Source organism: Amycolatopsis acidicola (assembly GCF_007713735.2).
In the GTDB taxonomy this organism is placed as follows: Bacteria; Actinomycetota; Actinomycetes; order Mycobacteriales; family Pseudonocardiaceae; genus Amycolatopsis_E; species Amycolatopsis_E acidicola.
The window spans coordinates 64859-89911 of the sequence record NZ_VMNW02000009.1 but is presented as its reverse complement, the minus strand read 5'-3'; the positions used below and the strand labels follow the sequence as shown (position 1 = coordinate 89911).

Here is a 25053-nt window from a genome sequence, read left to right as displayed (position 1 = left end):
CCACGATATCCGGATGCCGCCATCGGAGGGAAAACCCGCGCGCCGCGCATAGCCGGGGAGGTGAATGGGTAACCAGGAGCATGGCTACCTTGCGAAAGATCTCCGCGACCGTGGCGGTGGCGACGGCGGTCGGCGCGCTCGGGATCGCCACTGCCGGCACCGCTGACGCCGCGGCCACGCCCTGCTCCAGCCAGGCGCGAGCCTGCCTGCAGCTGTCCACCAAGAAGGCCTGGCTGACCGACCACGGCGCCGTGACCTTCGGCCCGGTCCAGACCACCGTCGGCACCAAGCAGTACCCGACGCCGAAGGGCCGCTTCCACGTCCAGTACAAGGACATCGACCACTACAGCAAGCAGTACAACGGCCCGATGCCGTACTCCGTGTTCTTCACCAACACCGGCGTCGCCTTCCACGAAGGCAGCCTGCGCGTGCCCTCGCACGGCTGCGTGCACCTGTCCCACGGGTCCGCGGTGAAGTTCTTCCAGACCCTGCGTACCGGAGACGTGGTCGAGGTCGTGCCCTGATCCACCGGCGACGACCGTCGAAAGCGGCACCTTCCTCAAGATGGCGCATGCCTGAGCTGTTCAGGGCGGGCCTGCGCTTTTGGCATGGTGCGCACGAGCTCGTGTCCGACGCGGGAGAAGCCGGGGATTCGTGCGGGAGCGACGTAACGCCCGGGCCAGCGACTGTCTCGATGTCTTCAGCCCCGCCGATGCCGAGGACTTCTACGACGTCATCGAGTGGTGTGGCGTGCAGCCCTGGTCCACCGGCAAGGTCGCCAGCAGTGGCATCTCCTGGTACGCGATGCTCGGCTGGCGCGTCGCCGCGCTGGAGCCGCCGCATTTGGCCGCGATCGTCGCCTGGGAGGGCTGCACCGACTTCTACCGTGACTGGGGCCGCCAGGGCGGGATCTACACCAACGCCACCGAAAGCTGGTGGCGGAAGCAGATCATCCCGCAGCTCAACGGCGAAGGCCACGCCTCGATGCCCGACGACCTCAAGGCGCGCGAGCTGGCCGACGACTGGTACCGCGAGCGCACCACCGACCTCGCCAGGGTGCGGGTTCCCGTGCTGTCGGCGGGAAACTGGGGCTCGATCCACCTGCACCTGCGCGGCAACCTCGAAGGCTGGGCCGGTGCCGCGTCGGAGCACAAATGGCTCGTGGTCCACGTCGGTTCCCACATCGACCCGTTCTACGCGGACTGGGCCAAGGACCTCCAACTCCGGTTCCTGCAACGCTTTCTCCACGACGACCCGGCCGCCATGGACGGTGTCCCGCCGGTCCGGCTCGCGATCCGCCGGGGTCGTGAAGTCGAATGGCGCGACGAACAGGACTGGCCGCTGCACCGCACCGAATGGACCCGGCTTTACCTGGGGGACAAGGAACTCAGCCGGCACCGGCCCGCCGGGGGAGAGGCGCCGTTCCCGGCCGAGTTCGACTTCACCGCCCCGGAACGACTGGAACTCACCGGCCCGCTCGCCTTGCGGTTGTGGGTCTCGTCCCGCACCGAGGACCTCGATGTGTTCGTGCAGCTCGAACAGTACGACGCCGACGGCGAACGCATTCCCGGGATCGGCCCCGGCGGCGTGGCCACTCCGGTGCCGATGGGCGTCGGCTGGCTGCGCGCCTCGCACCGCGAACTCGACCGCGAGCGCAGTCGCCCGTACCGCCCGTGGCACACCCACGACGAGATCCAGCCGCTCGAACCCGGCGTGCCGACCCTGCTCGAAGTGGAGATCTGGCCGACGTCCCTCACGCTCGAACCCGGGCACCGGTTGCAGCTGCGCGTGCGGGCCGACGACGACAACCTGGGTCCTCTGGCGCACAACGACCCCGATGACCGCAGGAGCGGGCACGGCGCCACCGTCCACTTCGGCGGCGACCGCGCCTCGCACCTGTACGTCCCGGTCATCCCTCGCTGACGCCGGCGGCTTCCGTTTTGTAGCGCGGGCTGGTCGAGTGCCATTCGAGCCCGCCACCCATCCAGGCGCGCAGGCCGCGCAGAAACCGTTGCAGCTCCGGCGAAGCGACCGCGAGCAGGCTTTCGTGCGTGGACTGGAAGTCGCGGACCAGATCGTTGTGCAGCGCCACGGTGATCTCCGTGGCCTCCTCGATCGAGCAGCCCCGGTCGCCGGCCACCTGCAGCACCATGTTGGCGGGCGGGTTCTCGTCCGCCAGGTCCTTCGCCACCGAATGCAGGTCGTTCACGAGCACCGCCGTGGTGCCCGCCAGAATCGCCGCGCGGCGGACCTTCGGCTCGAAGAACAGGTTCGCCGTCAGCTCGTAGCCGCCAAGCACGTCGATGAGCGTCATGGACGTGTAGAAGCTGTCGTGCTGGCGGGCCGCGAGGTACTCCCACGCGGGCGGGGACTCCTCGTTGTGCTGCCAGGCGGCGTAGGCGTTCCACGACACGAACATCGTGAACGTGGCGAAGTTGACCCGCTGGACCTGGGCCGGGGTGCCGTACCGCCGCAGGTGATCAACGCCGGAGCGAAGCGCGACGAGAACCTTGTCCCCCTCCAGCTTTTCGTCCAGTTCGACGCTGAACTCGCCCGCGGGCGGCACCGGGTCCATCGCCGCCATCGCCAGCATCAGCCGGGACGACAGCTTTTCCGGCACGGCGCCGAGCGCGGTGTCGTCGGAGTACAAATCGTCGGCCGCCCACCATGCCGCGTTGAGTTTCGCGGAGATCAGCAGCCTGTCCGGATCCTCGCAGTCCGGGTGCGCCAGCATGACCAAACGGCCGAAGCCGGTCTTGCCGAGCTTCGCCGCCTCCTCCTCGTCGAACCCGCATTCGACGGCCCACGCGACGAGCCGCCGGTCGACCTCCTCGGCGAGCGGCTCGTTGATCCGTTCCGTGACCGGGCAGTACAACGGCGGGAAACTGCCGTCGCCCCAAGGCCTTTCCGCGTACGCCGGGTCGGGCAGGGGCGCGGTGGCGGGCGCCTCCGCCTCGACCCGGCCGAGCTTCGCGCTGAGCCGCGCCGCGGAGGTGCCCAGTCCGGTCGGGCCTGCCAGCAGGGCGACCGCGCGGTCCGGGTCCGTCATGGCTTCACTCCTGGAGAAGACGGTCTTCAGATGCGGTCGGCGGCGATGAGCAGGTAGTGGAAGCTGCCCTCGCGGTACGCGTCGAGGAAGGGGCCCTCGATGCCGGTGGCCACGGGGGACTTCGCCCGCAGCTCCCAGTACGGGATGGTCTGCGCGGTCAGGTCGACGACCGAGATGGGCACGAGGTTGTTCGCGGTCATCGCCTTGAAGTAGGCGCTGCGCGGGTGGATGTTGCAGGTGTAGTGCTGGTCGATCTGGGCGACGGCCTTGGACCGGCCGCCCGTCACGTCGTTGTAGCAGCCGGTGATGGTGACGTAGCGGCCGCCGAACTTCAGCTGCCGCGCGTGCTCCGCGAACAATTCGAACAGATCGACGTACATCGTGCTCTCATTGTTCCAGATCCCCTGGAAAGCGGCGCTGTCGAAACCGGTGTCGAGCATGTTCCTGAAATGGTAGCGGACCTTGTCCGACACCCCTCGCGACTCCGCTTCGGCGTTCGCGAAGTCGACCTGTTTCCGCGAAATGGAAACCCCGTCGACCCGGCAGCCGAACCGGCGGTTCGCCATGATGCTGCTGCCGCCGCGGCCGCATCCGGCGTCGAGCAGCCTGTCCTGCGGGGAAACGGCGCCGAGCGCGTCGAGCAGCACTTCGGCCTGCGTGGTCTCCAGCCGGTGCATTTCGGCGATGATGCGCTCGTCGCGGGTTTCTTCCGGGCCTTCGAGTACGGACTGGTCGACCTCGCCGATGCCGTAGTGGTGGTGGTAGAGCCGGTCGATGTCGCCCAGCCGCAGGTTGACGGGATCCTGCTCCGCGTTCCAGTACGACGCGACCGATTTCTGGTACTCGGTGCGCAGGACCTCGGCGGGGGCGGGGCGGGTGATCGTCACGGGTGGTTCCTTTCCTGCTTCGCATCCCCGGCGCGAATGCGCGGGAATTGCCGGTAATCAGGACTTCGTATTCGGCCCGGTGTCATTTCGTGGCCGCTGGAACCAACATATCAACTCGAATTCGGCGCACAAGGACTCCTTTCGAGTCACCGTCCGGGTCACTCAAATGCCACGAGCACGGAATGGACCCGCGGTGACGCCCGGCAACCCGTTCGGCCCAATGCGCGGGCGGACGGACCAATGCGAACGTGCGAGAAACCTGGTGCGGGTGCGCCGCTGTCGGCCTGCCGGGGGAAAAGCGCTGGCGTCCGCCTCAACCGGCCAGAATGGCTTGCGTCCGGATTCCGGCGGCGGCGTGCACGAAGAATGAGAACGGCGCCCGACGGGGTGACCCGGTGCTACTCCGTCAGGAGCGGATGATCCGGAGGAGGTCCTCGCGGAGTTCACCGGTGAGCGGCGGGGCGCCGAGCCCGGTGGCGGTCACCTCGAAGGTGCGCTCGATCGCCGCCTGGCGGATCTCCTCGCTCGCGTCGCCGAGCGGCCCGTCGAGGAAGAGCATGGCGAGCCCGTGCACCGCCGACCAGATGGCGACCTCGCTCATCGGCCGCCGCTGCGGGGGCAGGTACCCGATTTCGGCCAGCTCGTCGATCACCGCGATGGCCTTGCGGAAGGGCTCGGCGGTCCACACGTCGAACACCGACGACTCGCCCTCGCCCTTCGCGTGGCACGTGCGGAACAGGCCCGGTTCCCTGGTGGCGAAGGTGAGGTAACCGAGGCCGACGGCGGCCAGGTTCTGCAGCCCGCGCCGCACCGGATCGGTCACGCCGGGGAGCTTCTTCACCTCGGCGTTCATCGCCTCGGTCAGCCCCGTCATGGCCAGCTCGCGGGTCGCTTGGAGCAGTTCCTCGTGGCCGGCGAAATGCCGGTACGCGGCCGTCGGTGTCACGCCCACCATCCGCGCGGCGGCGCGGATGGTCACCGAGCGTGGGCCACCCTCCCTGGCCAGGTCCGCGGCGGCCCTGATCAGCGCGTTGCGGAGATCGCCGTGGTGGTAGCCGGTTCGAACGGTCGCTGAGGGATTCACAGCGCGATGTTGACACCCGTACACATCCCATGGCAAGTTAACGCCCACCAAGTTTACGGGCGTCAACTTCCCGGGGGTAGTCATGTTCGTCCGGATCGGGCGGTTCGCCGCCACCCACGCACGGGCGGTGCTCGCCGTCGCCGTGCTGTTCATGATCGGAGCCGGGGTGCTCGGCACCACCGCCTTCGGCAAACTCCAGTCGCAGGGGTTCACCGACCCCGGCGCCGAATCGAGCCAGGCGCAGGACCTCATCCAGCGGAATTTCGGGGGTACGTCGGACTTCCTGCTCCTCGTCCAGGCCTCCAGCGGCAGTGTCGACGACCCGGCCGTGCGCGACGCGGCGGCCGGGCTGAGCGCGCGGGTCGCCGCGGACGGGGAACTGTCCCAGGTCGCGTCGTACTGGCAGACCGGCCTTCCCGCGCTGAAATCGGACGACGGCCGCTCCGCGCTGATCGCCGCCCACGCGCCCGACCAGGACAAGGTCGAGGATCTCGTCAGCCGCTACAGCGGTGAGCAGGGGCCGATCACGGTCACCGCCGGCGGCAGCGCCGTCGCGAACGTCGACATCAACGACCAGGTGACCAAAGATCTCGCGCTCGCCGAGTCCATCGCCGTGCCGCTGATCGCGTTGCTGCTGTTCGTGGTGTTCGGCAGCGTCGTGGCGGCGTTGCTGCCGTTGGTGGTCGGCGGGATCGCGGTGGTCGGCACCTTCGCGGAGCTTTCCGTGCTGGGTTCCCTGACCGACGTGTCGGTGTTCGCGATCCAGCTGACCACCGCGCTCGGCCTCGGGCTCGGGATCGACTACGCGCTGCTGACGGTGAACCGGTTCCGCGAGGAGCTGGCGAACTCCGGGGACACAAGATCCGCCGTGATCGCCACGGTGGCGTCGGCCGGCCGCACGATCGCGTTCAGCGCCGCGACGGTCGCCGTCGCGCTCGCGGTGCTTTTGCTGTTCCCGCTGTACTTCCTGCGCTCGTTCGCCTACGCCGGCGTCGGGGTGATCGTGATCGCGATGATCAGCGCGGTCGTGGTGCTGCCCGCGCTGCTGATGGTGCTCGGGCCGCGGGTCAACGCGGGCAGGCTGCCGTGGCGGCGGAACCTGAGCACGGTCTCGCCTCGGTGGGCGCGCGTGGCCCGCGCCGTGTTGCGCCGCCCGCTGGTGACCGCGCTGCCCGTGCTCGCCGTACTGGTGCTGGCCGCGCTGCCGCTGTTCAACGTCCAGTTCGGTACCCCGGACGAACGCGTGCTGCCCGTGACGGCCGCGAGCCGCGTCGTCGGGGACGAGCTGCGTGCGCATTTCCCGCAGAACGACAGCCGCGCGATCCAGATCGTCACCGAGGGGCAGCCGACGCCGGCCGCGAGCGCCGACTACACGCGGCGGCTGTCGCAACTTCCCGGCGTGACAAGGGTTTCCTCGCAGTCGGCGCCGGGCGCGGAGCGCTGGACAGTGGTGACCGGTGGCGACTCGCGTTCGGATCAGGCGCAGGATCTGGTGAAGCAGATTCGTGCCCTGCCCGCGCCGGGCGACGTGCAGGTCGGCGGTGACGCGGCCACGCTGGTGGACAGCAAGCACACCATCGGCAGCAGGCTCCCGCTCGCGGCGGGCATCATCGCGGTGACGACGTTCCTGCTGCTGTTCCTGTTCACCGGGAGCGTCCTGCAACCGTTGCGTGCCTTGCTGTTCAACCTGATCAGCCTGTCCGCGACGCTGGGCGTGATGACGCTGATCTTCCAGGACGGGCACGGGGCTTCGGTGCTCGGCTTCACGCCGCTGCCGCTGGACACGAGCATGCTGATGTTGTTGTTCTGTATAGCTTTCGGGCTGTCGATGGACTACGAGGTGTTCGTGATCAGCCGGATCAAGGAAGCGCGCGATCACGGCGCGAGTCTCCGCGACGCGGTGGTCGACGGCCTGTCGCATTCGGGCCGGATCGTCTCCGCCGCGGCCGCGCTGCTCGCGATCAGCCTGTTCGCGTTCGGGACCAGCGGGGTGAGTTTCATCCAGATGTTCGGCCTCGGCACCGGTCTCGCCGTGTTGCTGGACGCCACGCTGGTGCGCGGAATCCTGCTCCCGGCGGGAATGCGCGCCCTCGGCCGGTTCGCGTGGTGGTCGCCGGGCCCGCTTCGCCGGTTCCACGACCGCTTCGGCGTGACCGAATCGGCCCCGGCGCCCCGGGAGAAGCAGCCCGCGTGAGCGAAACCATGCTGGCCGCTCCCGTCCGTGTGTTGGCCTCCGGCGTTGGTGTGTTGGCCTCCGGCGTTGGTGTGTTGGCCTCCGGCGTTGGTGTGTAGGCCTCCGGCGTTGGCGTGTTGGCCGCTGGCGTTGGCCCGCCGCGTCGGTGCGCCGGTCCCGGCGGCGCCGCGCCGCTCCTGCACCGGCCAACACGTGCGCGGGGGCGGCCAACACGCGCGCCGGGGTGGCCAACACGTGCGCGGGGGTGGCCAACATGCGCGCGGGCGGGGCCAATACGGGTGATCCCGGGGCGGGTGCCCGGAGAGCGGGAGCCGGGAGAGCGGGAGCCGGGAGAGCGGGAGCCCGGAGAGCGGGACTGGGGCGCGGTTTCCAGGGCGTGATCCGCCGGGTTTGAGCGGAGCCCATTACCGCGCGGGCGGCGCGCCGGGCAAGCGGTGACCACTGGCTGAGCGAATTCTGTCGGAACCTTGACGGAAAAAATCCGGCCTGCCGAGAATGACCGCCATGTCGGTGCCCGCCGAAGTGCATTCGCGCGGCAGGGAGGCCCATGAGGCCCGCGTCCTGCACGCGCTGCGCGAGCGTGGCGCCCTCAGCCGGGGCGAGATCGCCGAGGTCGTGGGCGTCGCCCGCACGACGCTGTCGGAGATCACCCGGGATCTGCTGCGGCGCGGGGCGATCGTCGTCGTCGACACCGATGCGGCGAACCGGGCGGGCAGCGGCCGGCCGGCGGAACGCCTCGCGCTCGACCCGAAGTCCGGGCAGTTCATCGGCGTGGACTTCGGGCACCGCCGGGTCCACGTCGTCATCGCCGACGCCTCGCACGAGATCGTCGCCTCGGGCCGCCGCCCGTACCCGGACGGCGAGGGCTGGCCCGCGCGCGTCCAGGAGGCCTTCGCCCTCATCGACCAGCTCGCCGCGGACTGCGGCGTGCACTTCAATGCCTTGCAGGGCATCGGGATCGGCGTCACCGGCCCGTATCCGCGATCGTCCGCGCCCCACGCGCCCGAGGGAGCGTTCGGCCCTGGGTTCGCGGCCGCGCGCGACGGCGTGGACGAAGCTTTCGCGCAGCGGTTCGGCGCGTCGGTGATCGTGGACAACAACACCCGCTTCGCCGCGCTCGCCGAGACCAGCACCGGCAGCCACACCGTCGAGGACCTGCTCTACATCCGCCTGTCCGACGGGGTCGGCGGCGCATTGGTGGTCGGCAGGCGGCTCGTCACCGGGGCGATCGGGCTGGCAGGCGAACTCGGCCACGTCACCGTCGTGCCCGACGGAAACCCTTGCCGCTGCGGCAAAGCCGGGTGCCTGGAAACAGTCGCGTCGGTGCCCGCCGTGCTCGCCGCGTGCCGCGCCCGCGGCGCCGAGATCACCTCGCTCGCCGACCTCAAGGCGGCGGCCGGGCGCTTCGACCCGGTGGTCGAACAGGTGCTGCACGACGCCGCCACGGCGGTCGGCCGGGTGCTCGGCACCGTCGCCATGACCTGCAATCCCGCGGAGGTGGTGATCGCCGGTGAGCTCGCCCGGCTGAGCCCGCTGATCGTCGACCAGGTCACCGCGACGGTCGCCGCCGAGCTTTTCCCTTGGGCCGCCGCGAAACCCGTGATCCGCTGCGGCCAGCTCTCCGACGACGACGGGGCGCTGGGCGCGCTCGCCGCGCTGTTCCACAGTTCCCCGCTGCTCGGCGGATACCCCGACCCCCCGGCCACGCGGCTGCCCGCGTGAGGCAAAGGAGACACGAGATGGCCGTCATCAGCGAGCGCACCGCGGTGGGGAGGAAGGAACCCGCCGAGCACCGGCGCCCGCGCCGGTTCGTGGTGCCGCTGGCGCTGAACCTGGCGTCGATCGTGCTCGGCATCGGCCTGTGGTGGGTGCTCGTGCTGCTCGGCGTCAAGATCCCCGCGCCGCCCGAAGTGCTCAGCAAGGCGGGGGAGCTGCTCTCGGCCGGGACGCTGCAGGAGGACGCGGTCGCGAGTCTGGTGCGCGTGCTCATCGGGTTCGGGCTCGGCAGCGCGCTGGCGATCCCGGTCGGGTTCCTGATGGGCTGGTACGGCATCGTGCGCAGCCTCACCGAGCCCTGGGTGCAGTTCTTCCGCACCATCCCGCCGCTCGCGATCATCCCGCTGGCCATCGTGCTGATGGGCATCGGCGAGCTGCCCAAGATCTTCGTGATCTTCCTGGCCGCGTTCCTCGCCTGCGTCATCTCGACCCTGCAAGGCGTGGTCACGGTGGACAAGACGCTGATCAACGCCGCGCGCGTGCTCGGCGCGGGCGACGCCACGATCTTCCGCCGCGTCGTCATCCCCGCCTCGTCCCCGTTCATCCTCGTCGGCATGCGGGTCGGGCTCGGCTCGGCGTGGGCCACTCTCGTGGCCGCCGAGCTGATCGCGGCGCAGGAAGGGCTCGGCTACGAGATGCAGAACGCGCAGCTGTACTACGACCTGCCGACGATCTTCGTCAGCCTGATCACCATCGGCCTGCTCGGCCTGGTCATGGACCGGCTGCTGCTGCTCGCGGAACGCAAGCTCACCGGATGGCAGGAACGCCGATGACCACCACCACCGCCGCGCGGAAGATCGCGGTCCAGGGCGTCACCAAGAAGTTCAGCCTCGGCCGGGAGCAGTTCGTCGCGCTCGACGACGTTTCCCTGAGCATCGCGGAAAACGAGTTCGTCACCGTGGTCGGCCCCTCCGGCTGCGGCAAGAGCACGTTGCTGAACATCCTCGCCGGACTGGAAACCCCGACCGGCGGCAGCGCGCTCGTCGACGGCGCGCCCGTGTCCGGGCCGGGCCCCGAGCGGGGCGTGATCTTCCAGCAGTACGCGCTGTTCCCGTGGCTGACCGTGCGCAAGAACGTCGAGTTCGGACTGAAGATCGCGGGCGTGCCCGCGCGCGAGCGGCGGGCGCGGGCCGAGCATTTCATCGACGTGGTCGGGCTGACCGAGTTCGCCGACGCGCTGCCGAAAACGCTCTCCGGCGGCATGCGCCAGCGGTGCGCGATCGCCCGCGCCTACGCGGTGAACCCGGCCATCCTCCTGATGGACGAACCGTTCGGCGCGCTCGACGCGCTCACCAGGGTCAAGCTCCAGGAACAGCTGCTCGCCGCGTGGGACAAGGAAAAACGCACGGTCCTGTTCATCACGCACGACGTGGACGAGGCGGTTTTCCTGGCGAACCGGGTGATCGTGATGGCCGCCAGGCCCGGCCGGGTCTTCGAGGAGGTCGAGGTCGGCCTGCCCTACCCGCGGACCGAGGAAGTCCGCCTCAGCCCCGAGTTCACCGCGACGCGCAACCGCGTCTGGAACGCGGTCTACCACCAGTGAAAGGCACACCATGACGATCAGGAAGCGGTTGCTCGCGGCGGTTCTCGCCGGGCTGATGGCCGCCGTGACCCTCACCGCCTGCGGCGGCGGCTCCGGCGCCAGTGCCGACGAGGTGCATTTCGGCTACATCGGGGACTACAACGGCACCAGCCTGCTCGCCATCGCCGACGACCAGAACCTGTGGGGGAAGTACGGTCTCACGGCGGACACGAAGGTGTTCACCAACGGGCCGCTGCAGATCCAGGCCCTCGGCTCGGGCGACCTCGACTTCGGTTACATCGGGCCGGGCGCGATGTGGCTACCCGCTTCGGGCCAGGCCAAGGTGGTCGCGCTCAACACGCTCGGCAACTCCGACCGCGTGATCGCGCAGCCGGGCATCACCAGCCTCGCCCAGCTGAAGGGCAAGACGATCGGCGTCCCGCAGGGCACGTCGGGGGAGATGATCCTGACCCTGGCGCTGAACAAGGCCGGGCTGACCAAGAACGACGTGAAGATCGTCCCGATGGACGCCTCGACGATCGTCTCGGCCTTCTCCTCGAAGAAGATCGACGCGGCCGGGTTCTGGTACCCGGCGATCGCGACGATCAAGAAGCAGGTGCCGGACCTCGTGGAACTGGCCAAGGACTCCGACTTCGCCGACCAGCTCCAGTTCCCGACCGTCTTCGTCGCGGGCAACGACGTCGTGGCGAAGCAGCCGGACAAAGCGCGCAAGGTGGTGTCCGTGCTCCGGGACGCGATGAAGTACCGGACCGCCAACCCCGAGCAGACCGTCAAGCTCACCGCGAAAATGCTGAAGACCGACGAGTCCACCGTCGCCGCCGATGCCGCGAACAACCAGATCCTGAACGTCGACGACCTGGACCGGATGACCCAGGACGGCACCATCGACGGCTGGCTGTCCAAAATGGACGCCTACTTCACCGGGTCCGGGCAGCTGAAGCAGAGCGTCGGCCCGAAGAGCTACTACACCGGTGACCTGTTCACCTCGGCGGGCCGCTCATGACGGGGCGGAACATCCTGTTCCTGATGACCGACCAGCACCGCGCCGACACCCTGGGCTGCTACGGCAACGAACACGCCGCCACGCCCCACCTCGACGAGCTGGCCAGGACGGGAACCCGGTTCGACCGCTGGTACACCCCGACGGCCATCTGCACGCCCGCGCGGGCGAGCCTGCTCACCGGGCAGGCGCCGTTCCGGCACAAGCTGCTCGCCAACTACGAGCGCAACGTCGGCTACATCGAGGACCTCCCGGACGGCCGGTTCACCTTCGCGGAAGCCTTGGGGGACAAGGGATACAACCGCGGCCTGATCGGCAAATGGCATGTCGGCACCGCGAAGTCCGCGAACGACTTCGGCTTCGACGGCCCCGACCTGCCCGGCTGGCACAACCCCGTCGACCATCCCGACTACCTCGCCTACCTGGCCGAACGCGACCTGCCGCCGTACGAGATCAGCGACCGGATCCGCGGCACCCTGCCCAACGGCGGCCCGGGCAACCTCCTCGCGGCACGGCTGAACCAGCCGCTCGAAGCCACCTTCGAGCACTACCTGGCCACGCGCGCGATCGAGCAGCTGGAGCGGTACGCCGTGGACGCGCGCGAGCGGGACAAGCCGTTCTTCCTCGCGCTGCACTTCTTCGGCCCGCACCTGCCCTACATCATCCCGGACGAGTACTTCGATCTCGTCGACCCGGCGGACGTGCCGCTGCCGAAGTCGGTCGCCGAAACGTTCCAGGGCAAACCCCCGGTGCAGAAGAACTACAGCGCCCATTGGACCTTCGACACGATGCCGATCGAAACGACCCGCAAGCTCATCGCCGTGTACTGGGGCTACGTGTCGCTCATCGACCACGAGATCGGCCGCGTGCTCGAAGCGATGGAACGCCTGGGCCTGACCGAGGACACCGCGGTGTTCTTCACGTGTGACCACGGCGAGTTCACCGGCTCGCACCGGCTGCACGACAAGGGCCCGGCGATGTACGAGGACATCTACCGCACCCCGGGCATCGTGCGCGTGCCGGGCAGCCCGGAAGGGTTGGCGCGGAACGAGTTCGTGAGCCTCCTCGACTGCACCGCGACGATCCTCGACCTCGCGGGGATCGATCCCGCGCCCGCGGTGGACTCGCGCAGCCTGCTGCCGCTGGTGTCCGGTGTGGACGATCCGGACTGGGCAGGGGACATCGTGTGCGAGTTCCACGGCCACCATTTCCCTTATCCGCAAAGGATGTTGCGCGAGGACCGGTACAAGCTCGTGGTCAACCCGGACTCGGTGAACGAGCTGTACGATCTCGAAACCGACCCGGACGAGCTGCTGAACCTGTACGTGCTGCCCGAGCTGGCGCCGGTGCGGGGCCGGATGCTGCACCGGCTGTACGAACTCCTGCGCGCCCGCGGCGACAATTTCTACCACTGGATGACGTCGATGTACGAGGTGGGCGAAGTCGGTTACGACCCGACCTTGAGCGGGCTGGACGAGGAGAGCTACCAGCCCTGAGCGCGGGTCAGGCGCCGAGCGCGGCGCGGATGAGGCGTTCCAGTTCGGCGGCCGAGGGCGGGGTGCCGGTGGAGATGCGCTGCAGGAAGTAGCCGTCGACGACCGAGGCGAAGGTCTGCGCCCGCACGGGATCTTCGGTGTGGTGGCGGGCGACAGTGGCGAGGAGGCCGAGCCAGAGCCCCGTCGACTCGCGTGTCGCGGGGTTGCGGGCCGCGCGGAGGTACAACTCGTAGCGGGCCGCGACCGCGCTCGTGTCCGCCCCGAACAGGCGCACGAGCTCGGCGGCGAACCCCGTGAGGTCTGCGGTGTCGGTGAGCGCGGCGACGAGCTGCTCGGTCTGGGACGTGAGCGCCGCGCTCAGCAGTTCGTCGATCGACGCGAACTGGTGCGACACCGCGCTTCCCGGCAATCCCGCCTCTTGCGCGACCGCCCGGTGCGTCACGGCCGCCACACCGTCCCGGCTCACCACTCGCAGCGTCGCGTCGATGAGCACGGCACGGCGGCGCAGGCCGCGGCGCCGCCGTCCATCGGGTTCGTCCGTCACGATCCTCCACTGTAGACAGTCATCACGCCGGCGACGACCAGTACCAGCCCCGCCGTCTGCCCGCGCGCCAAGCGGTCGCCGAACAGTACGGCTCCGCTCAGCGCGGCGCACGCGACACCCGCCCCGCTCCAGATGCCATAGCCGGTCGCGAACGGCAGGCCGTGTGCCAATGCCCGGGACATCAGCGCGACCGACGCCCCGATGCCGACGAGAGCGACGACCACCCAGCCCGGTTTGCGCAGGCCGTCGGCCGCGCGGGTCGCGGTGATCCCGATGGCCTGCGTCAGCACGGCGGCGGCCAGGAGGAGCAGCGTCACCGGCCCGCCTCCGGACGCCGGGTCTGCAACGCGAGCACGCCGGCGCCGATCAGGACCAGCCCGGCCACTTGGGCAAGGCCGGGCGGGTCGCCGAACAGCAGCGCGCCCAGCAGCGTCGCCGACACGAGCCCGCAGCCGGTGAGCGTGCCGTAGGCCGCGCCGAGCGGGATTCCCTCGCCGACCGCGCGCGAGAACAGCAGGATCGAGACCACGTATCCGGCCAGCACGCCGATCGAGGGGAGCGGGCGGGTGAAACCTGCCGAAAGGCCGAGCAGCAGCGTGCCGCTCACCTCGGCCGCGACGGCGCCGCACAGCAGCAGCGCGACCTTCAACCTATGGGGACGCATGTCCCCATAGTAGGGTTGAACGGCGGGAACACCAGACCCTCGCCGGGCGGGACCAAATCGGGGACCGTGGGTGTTGTACTCCCCGGCGGGGGAATCCCGCAGGAAACCGAAGGGTGGTTTGACGTATGACCCGGCAACTGGAGAAGGCGATCCTGGCTGGTGGCTGCTTCTGGGGCGTGCAGGAGCTGGTGCGCAAGCAGCCGGGAGTGGTGTCGACCCGCGTCGGCTACACCGGCGGGGACGTCCCCAACGCCACCTACCGCAACCACGGCACGCACGCCGAGGCGCTGGAGATCGTGTTCGACCCCGGGCAGACCTCGTACCGGGAGCTGCTGGAGTTCTTCTTCCAGATCCACGACCCGACGACGCGGAACCGGCAGGGCAACGACATCGGGCTCAGCTACCGCTCGGCCATCTACTACACCGACGAGCGGCAGCACGAGATCGCGGTGGACACGATCGCGGACGTGGACGCCTCCGGGCTGTGGCCGGGCAAGGTCGTGACCGAGGTCGAGCCCGCGGGCCCGTTCTGGGAGGCCGAGCCCGAGCACCAGGACTACCTGCAGAAGTACCCGAACGGCTACACCTGCCACTTCGTGCGCCCCGGCTGGCGCCTGCCCAAGCGGGCCGGCTCCACCGCCGCGAGTGAGTGAGCGGGGTCGCCCGGCGGCGTGATCCCCTTGTGCACCAACGAAAAGAGCCCGGCCGGTCCACGCGGACCGGCCGGGCTCCTTGCCGTACCAGGTGATCAGACGAGGTCGAAGCGGTCGAGCTCCATGACCTTCGTCCAGGCCGCCACGAAGTCCGCGACGAACTTCTCGCGGGCGTCGTCGCTGGCGTAGACCTCGGCGAGGGCCCGCAGCTGCGAGTTCGAGCCGAAGATGAGGTCGACCGCGGTGGCGGTCCACTTCAGCTTGTCGGTCGCCACGTCGCGGATCTCGTACACGTTCTCTTCGGACTCCGAACCCTTCCACTTGCTGCCCGGCGCGAGCAGGTTCGTGAAGAAGTCGTTGGTCAGCACGCCCGGCCGGTCGGTGAGCACGCCGTGCTTGCTCGTGCCGAAGTCCGAGCCCAGCGCCCGCAGGCCGCCGACGAGGACGGTCATCTCGGGCGCGGTCAGGTTCAGCATGTAGGCGCGGTCGACCAGCAGCACCTCGGGCTGGAGCTTCTCACCGGCGCGCAGGTAGTTGCGGAACCCGTCGGCCCGCGGCTCGAGGACCGCGAAGGACTCGACGTCGGTCTGCTCCTGCGAGGCGTCGGTGCGGCCCGGGTGGAACGGCACGGTCACCTCGACGCCGGCCTCCTTCGCGGCCTTCTCGACCGCAGCCGAACCGGCCAGCACGATCAGGTCGGCGAGGGAGATCCGCGCGCCACCGGCCGCGTTGAACTCCTGCTGGATGCTTTCGAGCTTGTCCAGCACCGGCGCCAGCTTCTCGGGCTGGTTGACCTCCCAGCCGCGCTGCGGCTCGAGCCGGATGCGGGCACCGTTCGCGCCGCCGCGCTTGTCGGTGGAGCGGAAGCTCGCGGCCGAGGCCCAGGCGGTGGAGACGAGCTGCTCGGTCGTGAGACCGGACTCGAGGACCTTCGCCTTCAGCGCGGCGATGTCGGCGTCACCGACCAGCGGGCCCTCGACGGCCGGGACCGGGTCCTGCCACAGCTGCGGCTCGGCGACCCACGGCCCGAGGTAGCGGCTGATCGGGCCCATGTCGCGGTGCAGCAGCTTGTACCAGGCCTTGGCGAACGCCAGCGCCAACTCGTCCGGGTTCTCCAGGAACCGGCGCGAGATCGGCTCGTAGATCGGGTCGTACCGCAGCGCCAGGTCCGTGGTGAGCATGGTGGGCTTGTACTTCTTGGTGGGGTCGAACGGGTCCGGGATGATCTCCGGCGCGTCCTTGGCGACGTACTGCTTGCCGCCACCGGGGCTCTCGGTCAGCTCCCACTCGTAGCCGAACAGGATCTCGAAGAAGCGGTTGCTCCACTCGGTCGGCTTGTCGGTCCAGGTGACCTCGAGCCCGCTGGTGATCGCGTCCTTGCCGCTGCCGGTGCCGTTCGTGCTCAGCCAGCCGAGGCCCTGCGCCTCCAGCGGCGCGGCCTCGGGCTCCGGGCCGACGTGGTCGTCGGCGTTGGCGGCGCCATGCGTCTTGCCGAAGGTGTGGCCGCCGGCGATCAGCGCGACGGTCTCCTCGTCGTTCATCGCCATCCGGCCGAAGGTCTCGCGGATGAAGTGGCCCGCGGCCCGGAAGTCCGCGCTGCCGCGGGGACCCTCCGGGTTGACGTAGATCAGGCCCATCTCGGTGGCGCCGAGGTCGGGCACCATCTCGGTGTCGCTCGCGTAGCGCTCGTCGCCCAGCCAGTCGTCCTCCGGGCCCCAGTAGATCTCCTCCGGCTCCCAGGTGTCGACGCGGCCGAAGCCGAACCCGAAGGTCTTGAAGCCCATGGACTCCAGCGCGACGTTGCCCGCCAGCACCAGCAGGTCGGCCCAGGAGATCTTCTGGCCGTACTTCTGCTTGACCGGCCACAGCAGCCGGCGCGCCTTGTCCAGGTTGGCGTTGTCCGGCCAGCTGTTGAGCGGGGCGAAGCGCTGCGCGCCGTCACCGGCGCCGCCGCGGCCGTCGACGATGCGGTACGTGCCCGCCGAGTGCCAGCTCATCCGGATCATCAGGCCGCCGTAGTGGCCGAAGTCGGCGGGCCACCAGTCCTGCGAGGTGGTCAGCACCTCGGTGATGTCCCGCTTGAGCGCCTCGACGTCGAGCTTCTGGAACTCCTTGGCGTACTCGAACTCCGGCCCGAGCGGGTTGCTCTTCGACGAGTGCGCGTGCAGCACCGTCAGGTCGAGCTGGTTGGGCCACCAGTCCTTGTTCGTGCGCGGACGCCCGCCCGTCTTCGCGGTCGGCGACTGGATCGCCGGGTTTTCACTCTCGCTACCGTGCGCGGTCGCGGAGTCGTGCGCGACCGGGCAGCCGCCCACCCCCTGTGCGCTGGAGGGGCCGGTTTCCGGGGTGTCGCTCATCTGCTTGCCTTCCGAGCTCGCGGATCATTGGTTGTGCGTTCGGCCGCGCAGTCGGGGCAGGTGCCCCAAAAGACGACCTCCGCCTCCTCGATCACGAAACCGTGATCGTCCGAGGCGGTGAGACAGGGGGCGTGGCCGACGGTGCAGTCGACGTCCGCTATCGCGCCGCAGCTGCGGCAGACGACGTGATGGTGGTTGTCGCCCACGCGCGATTCGTAGCGCGCGTTCGCGCCCGCCGGCTGGATGCGGCGCACCAGCCCGGCGTCGGTGAGCGCCCGCAGCACGTCGTAGACGGCCTGGTGGGACACCGTCGGATGCTCGGCCCGTACGAGCGAGATGACCTTCTCGGTGTCGACGTGCGGGTTGTCGTGCAGTGCCGCGAGCACCGCGAGGCGGGGCCGGGTCACGCGCAGCGACACTTCCCGCAGCTGCGCCTCGAAGTCGGACATCACGCCACGACCTTAGCCCGCTTCTCTGGAACAAATCAAATTAAGCTTCGGCGTGTCCCCTGCCCGGGTCATCCGGCCGCCGCCGGCCGGGGCATCGGGGTCCATTGTGGACGGTGGGTGCCGGGTTCGTCCCGTTCGGGATTCTCGCTCCGCGGCCGGTGAAGCGGAGTGGTCTCCTGGCACTAACATGCCGGAGCAGGGTTCGCCCGCCGGGGCGGGCAGACAGGGGGCCGAGGATGGATGCCGAGACCGCGCTGTCGGTGCAGCGTGAAGCCATGACCGTGCGGGGCGAGGCCACGTCGGGGGACGGGCAGGTGACCGTCGAGGTCGACGCCACGGGTGTGATCACCGGGCTGGACCTGACGGAACAGGCGCTGGCGCGGGGCAACGCGAAGAAACTCTCGGCGATCGTGGTGGCCACCGCGCAGGCCGCGGCCGCGCAGGCGCGCGCCCGGATGGCGGAGGCGCTGGCGCCGCTGCGCGAGCGGAACGACGAGATCCGCAAGGCGCTGATCGAGGCGAACCCCGAACTGGCGAAGCTGCGCACCGCGGTGCCCGAAGTCCCGCGCACCGCCGAGGACCCCACGGCCGCGGCCTGGGACGACGACGAAGACGACCCGGACGAACTCCTGGTCGCCGGCGAAGAGGACGACGAAGACCCGCTCCGGTGAGCCGGCTCCCGGTCTCGCCCGAGGCCGGCGGCGGTCCGGGGGAACGCCGCCGTGTTGACGGCCGCTCTTCGGTGGCCCGCGCTAGCGGGCTGGTGCCCTCGTGTGACGGCCGCTCTTCGGTGTCCCGCGCTACCGGGCTCGTGCCGCCGTGACCCATGAGGCGATCTGGGCGCGGGACGCGCAGTCGAGCTTTCGCAGGATCCGTTCCACGTGACCGTCCACGGTGCGCGGGGAGATCGTCAGCCGGTCCGCGATCGCCTTGTTCGTGCGGCCTTCGGCGATGAGCGCGGCGATCTGCGCTTCGCGAGCGGTGAGCGGTGACGCCGCCGGGTTTTCCGCCGTGGGCCGCGGCTTCCCGGCCCCGCTCCGGCGGACCACGAGATCCAGCCCGAGCTTGACCGCGTCCGGCACGGTGACCTGGGCATACTCCTGCCTGATCGTGGCAGCGGCGGGGCCGAGCCGTTCGTCCACGCGTTCGGAATGGCGGCGTCCCTCGGAACTCGCGTGCGGGCCGAACGCCTGCAGTGACGTCCCGAGGCGGCGCCAGACGGACGCGGCCACGCCCTCCAGGGTGGCGGCGTCGGACGCGTCGCCGGACGAGGCGGCCACCCACGACGCGACCTCGGTGCACAACGCGGTGCAGACGCCGTCGCGGAAATCCTGTTCGATCCGCATCGCGGCGGTGATCGCCGCCCGCGCATCGTCCACTTCGGACAGATGGAGGTGGCTGATCGCCGACGCCCAGTGCGCGTACGCGCGGTTCCACCGTTCGCCCGCCGCCGACGCCTGCTCGATCACCGAGGAACAGGTGGCGAGCGCGTCGGCCGGATTCCCGGCGTAGGCCTGGGCCATCGCCATCTGGAACGACGCCGTGAGCACCAGCCCGGTGTCCCCGGTCGTCCGGTGGATGGCGATCGCCTCGCGGTACAAACCGATCGCCGTGCCGAGTTCACCCTCGAAAAGGTTGAGCAGCGCGCGCCAGAGCCGGACGTGCCCGCGCAACCCGGGGGAGTCCAGGCGCTCGGCGATGTCCGCGCATGCGCCGAGGTACCGCTCCGCCGTCGCCCGATCGCCCTGGATCAACGCGACCCACGCCGTGGCCCACAACGTTTCGCCGCGTTCGGCGGTCCCAGGTTCGAGCAACGGCAGCAGCTGTTCCAGCCAATGCCGCCCGTTGCTCAGGAAACCCCCGGCGATCCAGTGATACCGCAGCTGTGACGCCAGCCGTGCGCCCGCGGCCGCCTCGCCGGGCGTCTCGGCGGACCACGCCAGCGCCGCCAGGAGATTGGGGTGGTCCTCGCGCAGGCGCCCGAGGTCGCCGGCCTGATCGGGCCCGAACCACCGCCGCACGCACAACGCGGCCCGCTCGGTGAAGTGATCCCGGTGGCGCTGGCGCAGCAGTTCTGATTCCCCTGACGCCGCAAGCAATTCCGCGCCGTATTCGCGCAGCGTCACGAACTGGCGGTAGCGCACCTGCTCGCCCCGGCGATCGGCGACCACGACGGATTTCCCGATCAGGCCGTCGAGCGCGTCGAACAGCCGCTCACCGCGCAGCTCGCCGAACCCGCAGACCTGTTCGACGGTCTCCAGGTCCACCGACGACGGGAAGACCGCCATGCGTTGCCACAACAGCCTTTCGTCGGGGCCGCACAGGTCGTGGCTCCAGTCGATCAATGCGCGCAACGACCGGTGCCGCGGGCCCGCGGCGGGCCCGGAATCCGCGAGCAACGAGAAACGCCTGTCGAGGCGCTCCACGACCTGCGACACCGACAGCGAGCGCAGCCGGACCGCGGCCAGCTCGATCGCCAGTGGCAGCCCGTCGAGCTGCCGGCACAAAGTCACGACCGCGGCGCGGTTCTCCGCCGTCACCGTGAAGTCGGGCAGTACGTCCCGGGCGCGGTCGAGCAGCAGCTGCACGGCGGGCACGTACTCCAGTTCGCCCGCGCCGCAAGCGTCGCTCTCCTCCGGGACCGCGAGCGGGGTGAGCAGGTGCACCCGTTCGCCGCGGATGCCCAGCGGTTCGCGGCTCGTGGCCAGCACGCGCAGGCCGGGCAGCGCGTTCAGCAATCGCAGCGCCAGCCGCCCGGCCGCGTCGAGGACGTGTTCGCAGTTGTCGAGCAGCAGCAAGGCGGTGGTGCCGGACAGGTGACCGATGATGCGGTCCGTCGCGTCCCGATTGGACTGATCGGCCACGCCCAGCGCGGTGGCGACCGCGGGCGCCACCTGGGTGGCGTGGGTGACGCTGGCGAGCTCGGCCACCCGCACCCCGCCGGGCAGCCGCATCCGGTCCGCGACGGTGAGCGCCGTCCGGGTCTTGCCGACCCCGCCCGGCCCGGTCACCGACACCAGGCGGCACGCGCGCAGCTCGGCCTCCAGCCTGGCCAGGGTCTTCCGCCTGCCGACGAAACTCGTCAGCGCCACCGCGCGCATGGTGACCACGGTAAATCACGGGGGGCGCCGCCGGGCCGGGAATGGGGTGGCGAATGGGGTGATCTCACCCTGCCCGGCGGGCCCGCCCTCGGCCCACGCTGGTGCGGCGAACACCCGAACCATCAAGGAGGCTGGACCGTGGTGTCCTCCGGAACGACCACACACGACGCTCTCGTCGTCGGCGCCGGTTTCGCCGGCCTGTACGCCGTGCACGCCTTACGGAATCAGCGGAATCTCGACGTCGTCGCCTTCGAGGCGGGCCACGGGGTCGGCGGGACGTGGTACTGGAACCGCTATCCCGGCGCCCGCGTGGACATCGAAAGCGTGCACTACTCCTACTCGTTCGACGACGAGCTGCAGCAGGAATGGCACTGGAGCGAGCGCTTCCCGGCGCAGCCGGAGATCCTCTCCTACCTCGAGCACGTCGCCGACCGCTACGACCTGCGCCGCAGCTTCCGCTTCGGCACCCGCATCGTGGCGCTGGACTGGGAGGACGCCGAATCGCTGTGGACCGCCACGACCGACCGCGGCGAAACGCACCGGGCCCGCTGGGTCTTCTCCGGCGCCGGCACCCTGTCCGTGCCGAAGAAACCGGAGTTCCCCGGCGTGGACGAGTTCGCGGGCGAGGTCCTGCTGACCGGCAACTGGCCGCACGAACCGGTTTCCTTCGAGGGCAAGCGGGTCGGGATCATCGGGGTCGGCTCCTCGGGGATCCAGGCCATCAGCGAGATCGCCAAGACCGCGGGGCGGCTGACCGTGCTACAGCGCACCCCGAACTACGCCACCCCGATCGGCAACTACCCGACCGACCCGCGCGAGGAGGCCGCGGAGAAGGCGGGCTACGCCGCGATCCGGGACGCTTCGCGGAACCACTTCCTCGGCGTGCCCTACTCCGACGTGCAGCCCTCCGCGCTGGCTGTTTCGCCGGAACAGCGCCGCGAGGTGTTCGACGACCGGTGGAACCGCGGCGGCTTCCGGTTGTTCATCGACTCCTTCGGCGACATCCTGTTCGACAAGGCGGCCAACGACACCCTCGCCGCGTACGTCCGGGACCGCATCCGCGAGCGGGTGCACGACCCCGCGACCGCGGAACTCCTTGCGCCGGAGGGATATCCGTACGGGACGAAGCGGCCGCCGCTGGAGACCGACTACTACGAGGCCTACAACCGGCCGAACGTCGAGCTCGTCGACGTGAAGGCGAACCCGGTCGCCGCGGTGACCGAGACCGGCGTCCGCCTCGCCGACGGCACCGAGCACGCCTTCGACGTGCTGGTGCTGGCCACCGGGTTCGACGCCTGCACGGGACCGTTGCTGGCGCTGAACATCACGGGCCGCGACGGCAGGCGGCTGGCCGAGCACTGGTCGGACGGTCCGCAGACCTACCTCGGCCTGATGGCGGCCGGGTTCCCCAACCTGTTCATGATCACCGGCCCGCAGAGCCCCTCGGTGCTCTACAACATGCCGCTCGCGATCGAGGACCACGTCGACTTCGCCGCGGCGGCGATCGACCACCTGCGCGCCCGTGGCCTGGACGTCATCGAGCCGGCTGCCGAGGCGGAGCGGGAGTGGGTCGCGCACACCGAGGAGCTCGCCAACGCGACGCTGCTGCCCCAATCGCCGACGTCCTGGTACCTCGGCGCGAACATCCCCGGCAAACCGCGCCGGGTGCTGGTCTACCTGGGCGGCGCGCCCGCCTACCGCGCGAAATGCGACGAGGTGGTCGCCGCCGGTTACGAGGGCTTCACGTTGTCCGCCCGCCGTGTTCCCGCCCAGGCCTGAGAAAAGGAGATCGCCATGCCACTCGACCCGGACGTGCGTGCCCTGATCGGCGCGCTCGACGACCAGGGTTTCCAGTCGTTCGAAAAGCTCGGCGTCGAAGGAACCCGGGCGGCCGTCGCCTCCTTCACCGGGCTGCAGCTGCCGAAACGCGGTTCCTGCCGGAGCACCGACGTCTCCTACGGGCCGGACCCCGCGCACCGCGCGCGCATCCACGTCCCGCCGGGCGACCGGCCGCTGCCCGTGGTCGTGTACGTGCACGGGGGTGGGTTCGTCGCCGGGAATCTCGACGTGGTCGACGAACGGGCCCGCGCGCTCGCCGTCGACACCGGCGCGATCGTGGTGTCGGTGACCTACCGGCTCGCGCCCGAGGCGCGGTTCCCGGCGGCGCACGACGACGTGTTCGCCGCTTTGCGGTGGACGGCCAAGGAAATCTCCGCGCATGGCGGCGACCCGGACCGCATCGCGGTGATGGGGGACAGCGCCGGAGGCACTCTCGCGGCCGCCGCGGTGATCCGGGCCCGCGACGAAGGGGAGCCCCCGGTGCGCGCGCAGGTGCTGGTGTACCCGCTGGTGGATCCCTTGGCGGACACGGCTTCGCGCCGCGAATTCGCCGAGGGGTACCTGCTGCACCTGGACGCCCTGCAGTGGTTCGGCGCCCAGTACGTGAGCGGTCCGGAAGACGTCACCGACCCGCGGCTGGCGCTCGGCCGGAACGACCTGGCCGGGCTCCCGCCCACGCTCGTCGTCACGACCGAGTACGACACCCTCCGCGACGAGGGGGAGGCTTTCGCCGCGGCGCTGGAAAACGCCGGGGTGCGAGCCGCGCACCGCCGGATGGACGGACTCGTCCACGCCGCCTACTGGGCTTCCGCCGCGATCCCGCGGAGCGCGGAGATCCACGAGGCGGCGGTCGCCCACCTGCGCCGGAACCTCTGACCAGGCTCAGAAAAATCCGTCGTGCGGTTTGACGATGATCGAGCTCGCCTTGCTCGCGCGGCGGTGGCCGTAGTCGGTGCTGATCGCGTCCGCGGCCCTGCGCAGCAGCGGCACCACGTCGTCGTGCAGTTCGTCCACAGTGGAGCGTCCGGTGGAGGTGGACGAGGCGAGCGCGGCGACGACGGTGCCGCTGCGGTCGCGCACCGGGGCGGCGGCGGAGATCAGGCCCTCCTCGAGCTCGCCCGCGACGATCGAGAAACCCTGATCCCGCACCGTCTTCAGCGCCGCGCGGAACTCGGCGGGGTCGGTCACGGTTTCCGGCGTCCGCGCCTGCAGTCCCGCCTCGAGCACGGTGTCCACTGTGGACTCGTCCGCCCAGGCGAGCAGGACGCGGCCCATGGACGTGGCGTGCGCCGGGACCCTGGTGCCGATCGAGACGTTGATGCTCATGATCCGGCGGACCGGGACTCGCGCGATGTAGACGACCTCGGTGCCGTCGAGCGCCGCGAGCGACGCGGACTCGCCAGTCTTCTCGGCCAGCTCCAGCAGATGCGGCTGCGCGATCTCGATCATCCCGTGCGAGGCCGAGTAGTGCTGTCCGATGCTGAGCACCCGCGGGGTCAGCCGCCAGCGCCCGCCATCACCGTGCACATAGCCGAGGTGTTGCAGCGTCAGCAGGATCCGGCGCACCGCGGGGCGGGACAGCCCGGTCGCGGTGGCCAGTTCGGCGAGGGTGGGGCTGGGCCGCTCGGCGTCGAACGCGAGCAGTACCGCGAACCCGCGTTCGAGGCTCTGGATGAGGTCCCGTGGGTTCTCCGCCGTCGTCATGGCCGTCATCTTCCCCCATCCCGGGCTTGACTCGTGCGCCCCCGGCGGGGCACCCTCTTCGTGAACGCACTGCGGACAGAACGTACGCACAGCGTACAGGAGGTGTCGAAGATGACGCTCGACCAGCGGGAAGTCCGGACCGGATTCGGCCGGTTCGCCACCGGGGTCACCGTCGTGACCTGCCGGAACGACGAAGGCGACCCGCACGGGGCGACCGTCAACGCCTTCACCGCCGTGTCGCTCGAACCCGCGCTCTGCCAGGTGACGCTCACCCGGCGCTCGAAGGCCTGCGGCTACCTGCCGGGGGCACCCTTCGGGGTGAACGTGCTGGCCGCGGACCAGCTCGACGTCGCCTGGCATTTCGCCGGGCGGCCGCAGGACCCCGCTCCACAATGGACGGAGGGCGCCACGGCACCGGTGCTCGCGGGCAACGCCGCGACGCTTTCCTGCCTGCCCTGGCGCACCTACGACGGCGGTGACCACCTGATCGTGCTCGGCGAGGTCGTCGCGCTCGAGGTCACCGACGCCGAACCCCTGCTGTTCTTCGGCGGCCAGTTCCGGGAACTCGGCCCGCTGAACGCGGACCCGCACTGGGCCGCTTCGCTCGACTGCCCCGACGCCGGCTGGTTCCCGGCGTACTGGGCCGCTTGATTTCCGTCAACCGCCAACGAAGAAGGGACGACACTGTGGTTGCCCAGCAGCAGAACGCCGAG

23 protein-coding genes are annotated in these 25053 nt (G+C 70.2%); 13 read left to right on the top strand and 10 right to left on the bottom strand.

All coding sequences use genetic code 11. The features are described 5' to 3' along the window. Nucleotides 1-80 precede the first annotated feature (80 nt). Both FPZ12_RS09020 and FPZ12_RS09015 read left to right on the top strand, forming a co-directional pair. Nucleotides 81-524: a L,D-transpeptidase gene (locus FPZ12_RS09020; protein WP_144750536.1), complete on the top strand. Its 444-nt coding sequence runs from the start codon at nt 81-83 to the stop codon at nt 522-524. Nucleotides 525-654: 130 nt separating this feature from the next. Further along, complete coding sequence (locus FPZ12_RS09015) at nt 655-1923, top strand: CocE/NonD family hydrolase (RefSeq protein WP_243769750.1); 1269 nt, start codon at nt 655-657, stop codon at nt 1921-1923. On the opposite strand, the gene FPZ12_RS09010 is transcribed toward FPZ12_RS09015, so the two are convergent. From FPZ12_RS09010 to FPZ12_RS09000, 3 genes are all read right to left on the bottom strand, one after another. After that, nucleotides 1910-3049, bottom strand: a complete 1140-nt coding sequence (locus tag FPZ12_RS09010) for a family 2 encapsulin nanocompartment cargo protein terpene cyclase (protein ID WP_144750538.1) — start codon at nt 3047-3049, stop codon at nt 1910-1912. The genes FPZ12_RS09015 and FPZ12_RS09010 overlap by 14 nt on opposite strands. 26 nt (nt 3050-3075) lie before the next feature. Continuing rightward, nucleotides 3076-3936, bottom strand: coding sequence for a geranyl diphosphate 2-C-methyltransferase (locus FPZ12_RS09005; RefSeq protein WP_144750540.1), 861 nt, complete (start codon nt 3934-3936; stop codon nt 3076-3078). Between the two features lie 406 nt (nt 3937-4342). Next, nucleotides 4343-5020 (bottom strand): TetR/AcrR family transcriptional regulator, encoded by a 678-nt coding sequence (locus tag FPZ12_RS09000; protein WP_144750542.1) that lies wholly within the window; start codon nt 5018-5020, stop codon nt 4343-4345. Between the two features lie 82 nt (nt 5021-5102). Here FPZ12_RS09000 and FPZ12_RS08995 point away from each other — a divergent pair, with 82 nt between their 5' ends. The 6 genes from FPZ12_RS08995 to FPZ12_RS08970 all read left to right on the top strand — a co-directional run bounded on the left by FPZ12_RS08995 (nt 5103) and on the right by FPZ12_RS08970 (nt 13029). Next, nucleotides 5103-7214, top strand: coding sequence for an MMPL family transporter (locus FPZ12_RS08995; RefSeq protein WP_144750544.1), 2112 nt, complete (start codon nt 5103-5105; stop codon nt 7212-7214). A 504-nt stretch (nt 7215-7718) separates the two neighbouring features. Beyond that, the gene (locus FPZ12_RS08990) at nt 7719-8936 is read left to right on the top strand and encodes an ROK family transcriptional regulator (protein ID WP_166462648.1); all 1218 of its coding nucleotides are present in this window, start codon (nt 7719-7721) and stop codon (nt 8934-8936) included. Nucleotides 8937-8953: 17 nt separating this feature from the next. Beyond that, complete coding sequence (locus FPZ12_RS08985; protein WP_144750559.1) at nt 8954-9763, top strand: ABC transporter permease; 810 nt, start codon at nt 8954-8956, stop codon at nt 9761-9763. Further along, entirely contained in the window at nt 9760-10533 is a 774-nt protein-coding gene (locus FPZ12_RS08980) for an ABC transporter ATP-binding protein (protein WP_144750561.1), read from the top strand. Before FPZ12_RS08985 ends, FPZ12_RS08980 begins: the two co-directional genes overlap by 4 nt. A gap of 10 nt (nt 10534-10543) precedes the next feature. Further along, complete coding sequence (locus FPZ12_RS08975) at nt 10544-11536, top strand: aliphatic sulfonate ABC transporter substrate-binding protein (RefSeq protein ID WP_144750562.1); 993 nt, start codon at nt 10544-10546, stop codon at nt 11534-11536. Continuing rightward, complete coding sequence (locus FPZ12_RS08970) at nt 11533-13029, top strand: sulfatase family protein (protein ID WP_144750563.1); 1497 nt, start codon at nt 11533-11535, stop codon at nt 13027-13029. Before FPZ12_RS08975 ends, FPZ12_RS08970 begins: the two co-directional genes overlap by 4 nt. Nucleotides 13030-13036: 7 nt before the next feature. Here FPZ12_RS08970 and FPZ12_RS08965 read toward each other — a convergent pair whose 3' ends face one another. From FPZ12_RS08965 to FPZ12_RS45500, 3 genes are read right to left on the bottom strand one after another with little or no spacing between them, the layout of a single operon-like run. After that, nucleotides 13037-13573, bottom strand: a complete 537-nt coding sequence (locus FPZ12_RS08965) for a TetR/AcrR family transcriptional regulator (RefSeq protein ID WP_208025806.1) — start codon at nt 13571-13573, stop codon at nt 13037-13039. After that, a complete protein-coding gene (locus tag FPZ12_RS45505; protein ID WP_166462647.1) occupies nt 13570-13890 on the bottom strand; it encodes a DMT family transporter in 321 nt (106 codons plus the stop codon). The genes FPZ12_RS08965 and FPZ12_RS45505 overlap by 4 nt, the downstream gene beginning before the upstream one ends. Beyond that, complete coding sequence (locus FPZ12_RS45500) at nt 13887-14237, bottom strand: DMT family transporter (RefSeq protein ID WP_144750564.1); 351 nt, start codon at nt 14235-14237, stop codon at nt 13887-13889. Before FPZ12_RS45500 ends, FPZ12_RS45505 begins: the two co-directional genes overlap by 4 nt. Nucleotides 14238-14362: 125 nt before the next feature. On the opposite strand from FPZ12_RS45500, the gene msrA reads away from it, so the two are divergent. Continuing rightward, nucleotides 14363-14890 (top strand): peptide-methionine (S)-S-oxide reductase MsrA, encoded by a 528-nt coding sequence (gene msrA / locus FPZ12_RS08955; protein WP_144750565.1) that lies wholly within the window; start codon nt 14363-14365, stop codon nt 14888-14890. Nucleotides 14891-14985: 95 nt separating this feature from the next. Here msrA and katG read toward each other — a convergent pair whose 3' ends face one another. Both katG and FPZ12_RS08945 read right to left on the bottom strand, forming a co-directional pair. Next, entirely contained in the window at nt 14986-17247 is a 2262-nt protein-coding gene (katG, locus tag FPZ12_RS08950; RefSeq protein ID WP_150980229.1) for a catalase/peroxidase HPI, read from the bottom strand. Then, nucleotides 17244-17696, bottom strand: a complete 453-nt coding sequence (locus tag FPZ12_RS08945) for a Fur family transcriptional regulator (RefSeq protein WP_144750567.1) — start codon at nt 17694-17696, stop codon at nt 17244-17246. Before FPZ12_RS08945 ends, katG begins: the two co-directional genes overlap by 4 nt. Nucleotides 17697-17932: 236 nt before the next feature. Here FPZ12_RS08945 and FPZ12_RS08940 point away from each other — a divergent pair, with 236 nt between their 5' ends. Beyond that, the gene (locus tag FPZ12_RS08940; RefSeq protein WP_144750568.1) at nt 17933-18367 is read left to right on the top strand and encodes a YbaB/EbfC family nucleoid-associated protein; all 435 of its coding nucleotides are present in this window, start codon (nt 17933-17935) and stop codon (nt 18365-18367) included. A gap of 129 nt (nt 18368-18496) precedes the next feature. Here FPZ12_RS08940 and FPZ12_RS08935 read toward each other — a convergent pair whose 3' ends face one another. Beyond that, nucleotides 18497-20797: an ATP-binding protein gene (locus FPZ12_RS08935; protein ID WP_144750569.1), complete on the bottom strand. Its 2301-nt coding sequence runs from the start codon at nt 20795-20797 to the stop codon at nt 18497-18499. 141 nt (nt 20798-20938) lie between these two features. Here FPZ12_RS08935 and FPZ12_RS08930 point away from each other — a divergent pair, with 141 nt between their 5' ends. After that, on the top strand, nt 20939-22576 hold the full coding sequence (locus FPZ12_RS08930; protein WP_243769748.1) for a flavin-containing monooxygenase: 1638 nt from the start codon (nt 20939-20941) through the stop codon (nt 22574-22576). A gap of 15 nt (nt 22577-22591) precedes the next feature. Next, nucleotides 22592-23512, top strand: a complete 921-nt coding sequence (locus tag FPZ12_RS08925) for an alpha/beta hydrolase (protein WP_144750571.1) — start codon at nt 22592-22594, stop codon at nt 23510-23512. A gap of 6 nt (nt 23513-23518) precedes the next feature. On the opposite strand, the gene FPZ12_RS08920 is transcribed toward FPZ12_RS08925, so the two are convergent. Beyond that, nucleotides 23519-24349, bottom strand: coding sequence for an IclR family transcriptional regulator domain-containing protein (locus tag FPZ12_RS08920; protein ID WP_144750572.1), 831 nt, complete (start codon nt 24347-24349; stop codon nt 23519-23521). Between the two features lie 102 nt (nt 24350-24451). Between FPZ12_RS08920 and FPZ12_RS08915 the strand changes: the two genes are divergently transcribed. Further along, on the top strand, nt 24452-24991 hold the full coding sequence (locus tag FPZ12_RS08915; RefSeq protein WP_144750573.1) for a flavin reductase family protein: 540 nt from the start codon (nt 24452-24454) through the stop codon (nt 24989-24991). The last annotated feature ends 62 nt before the right edge of the window (nt 24992-25053 follow it).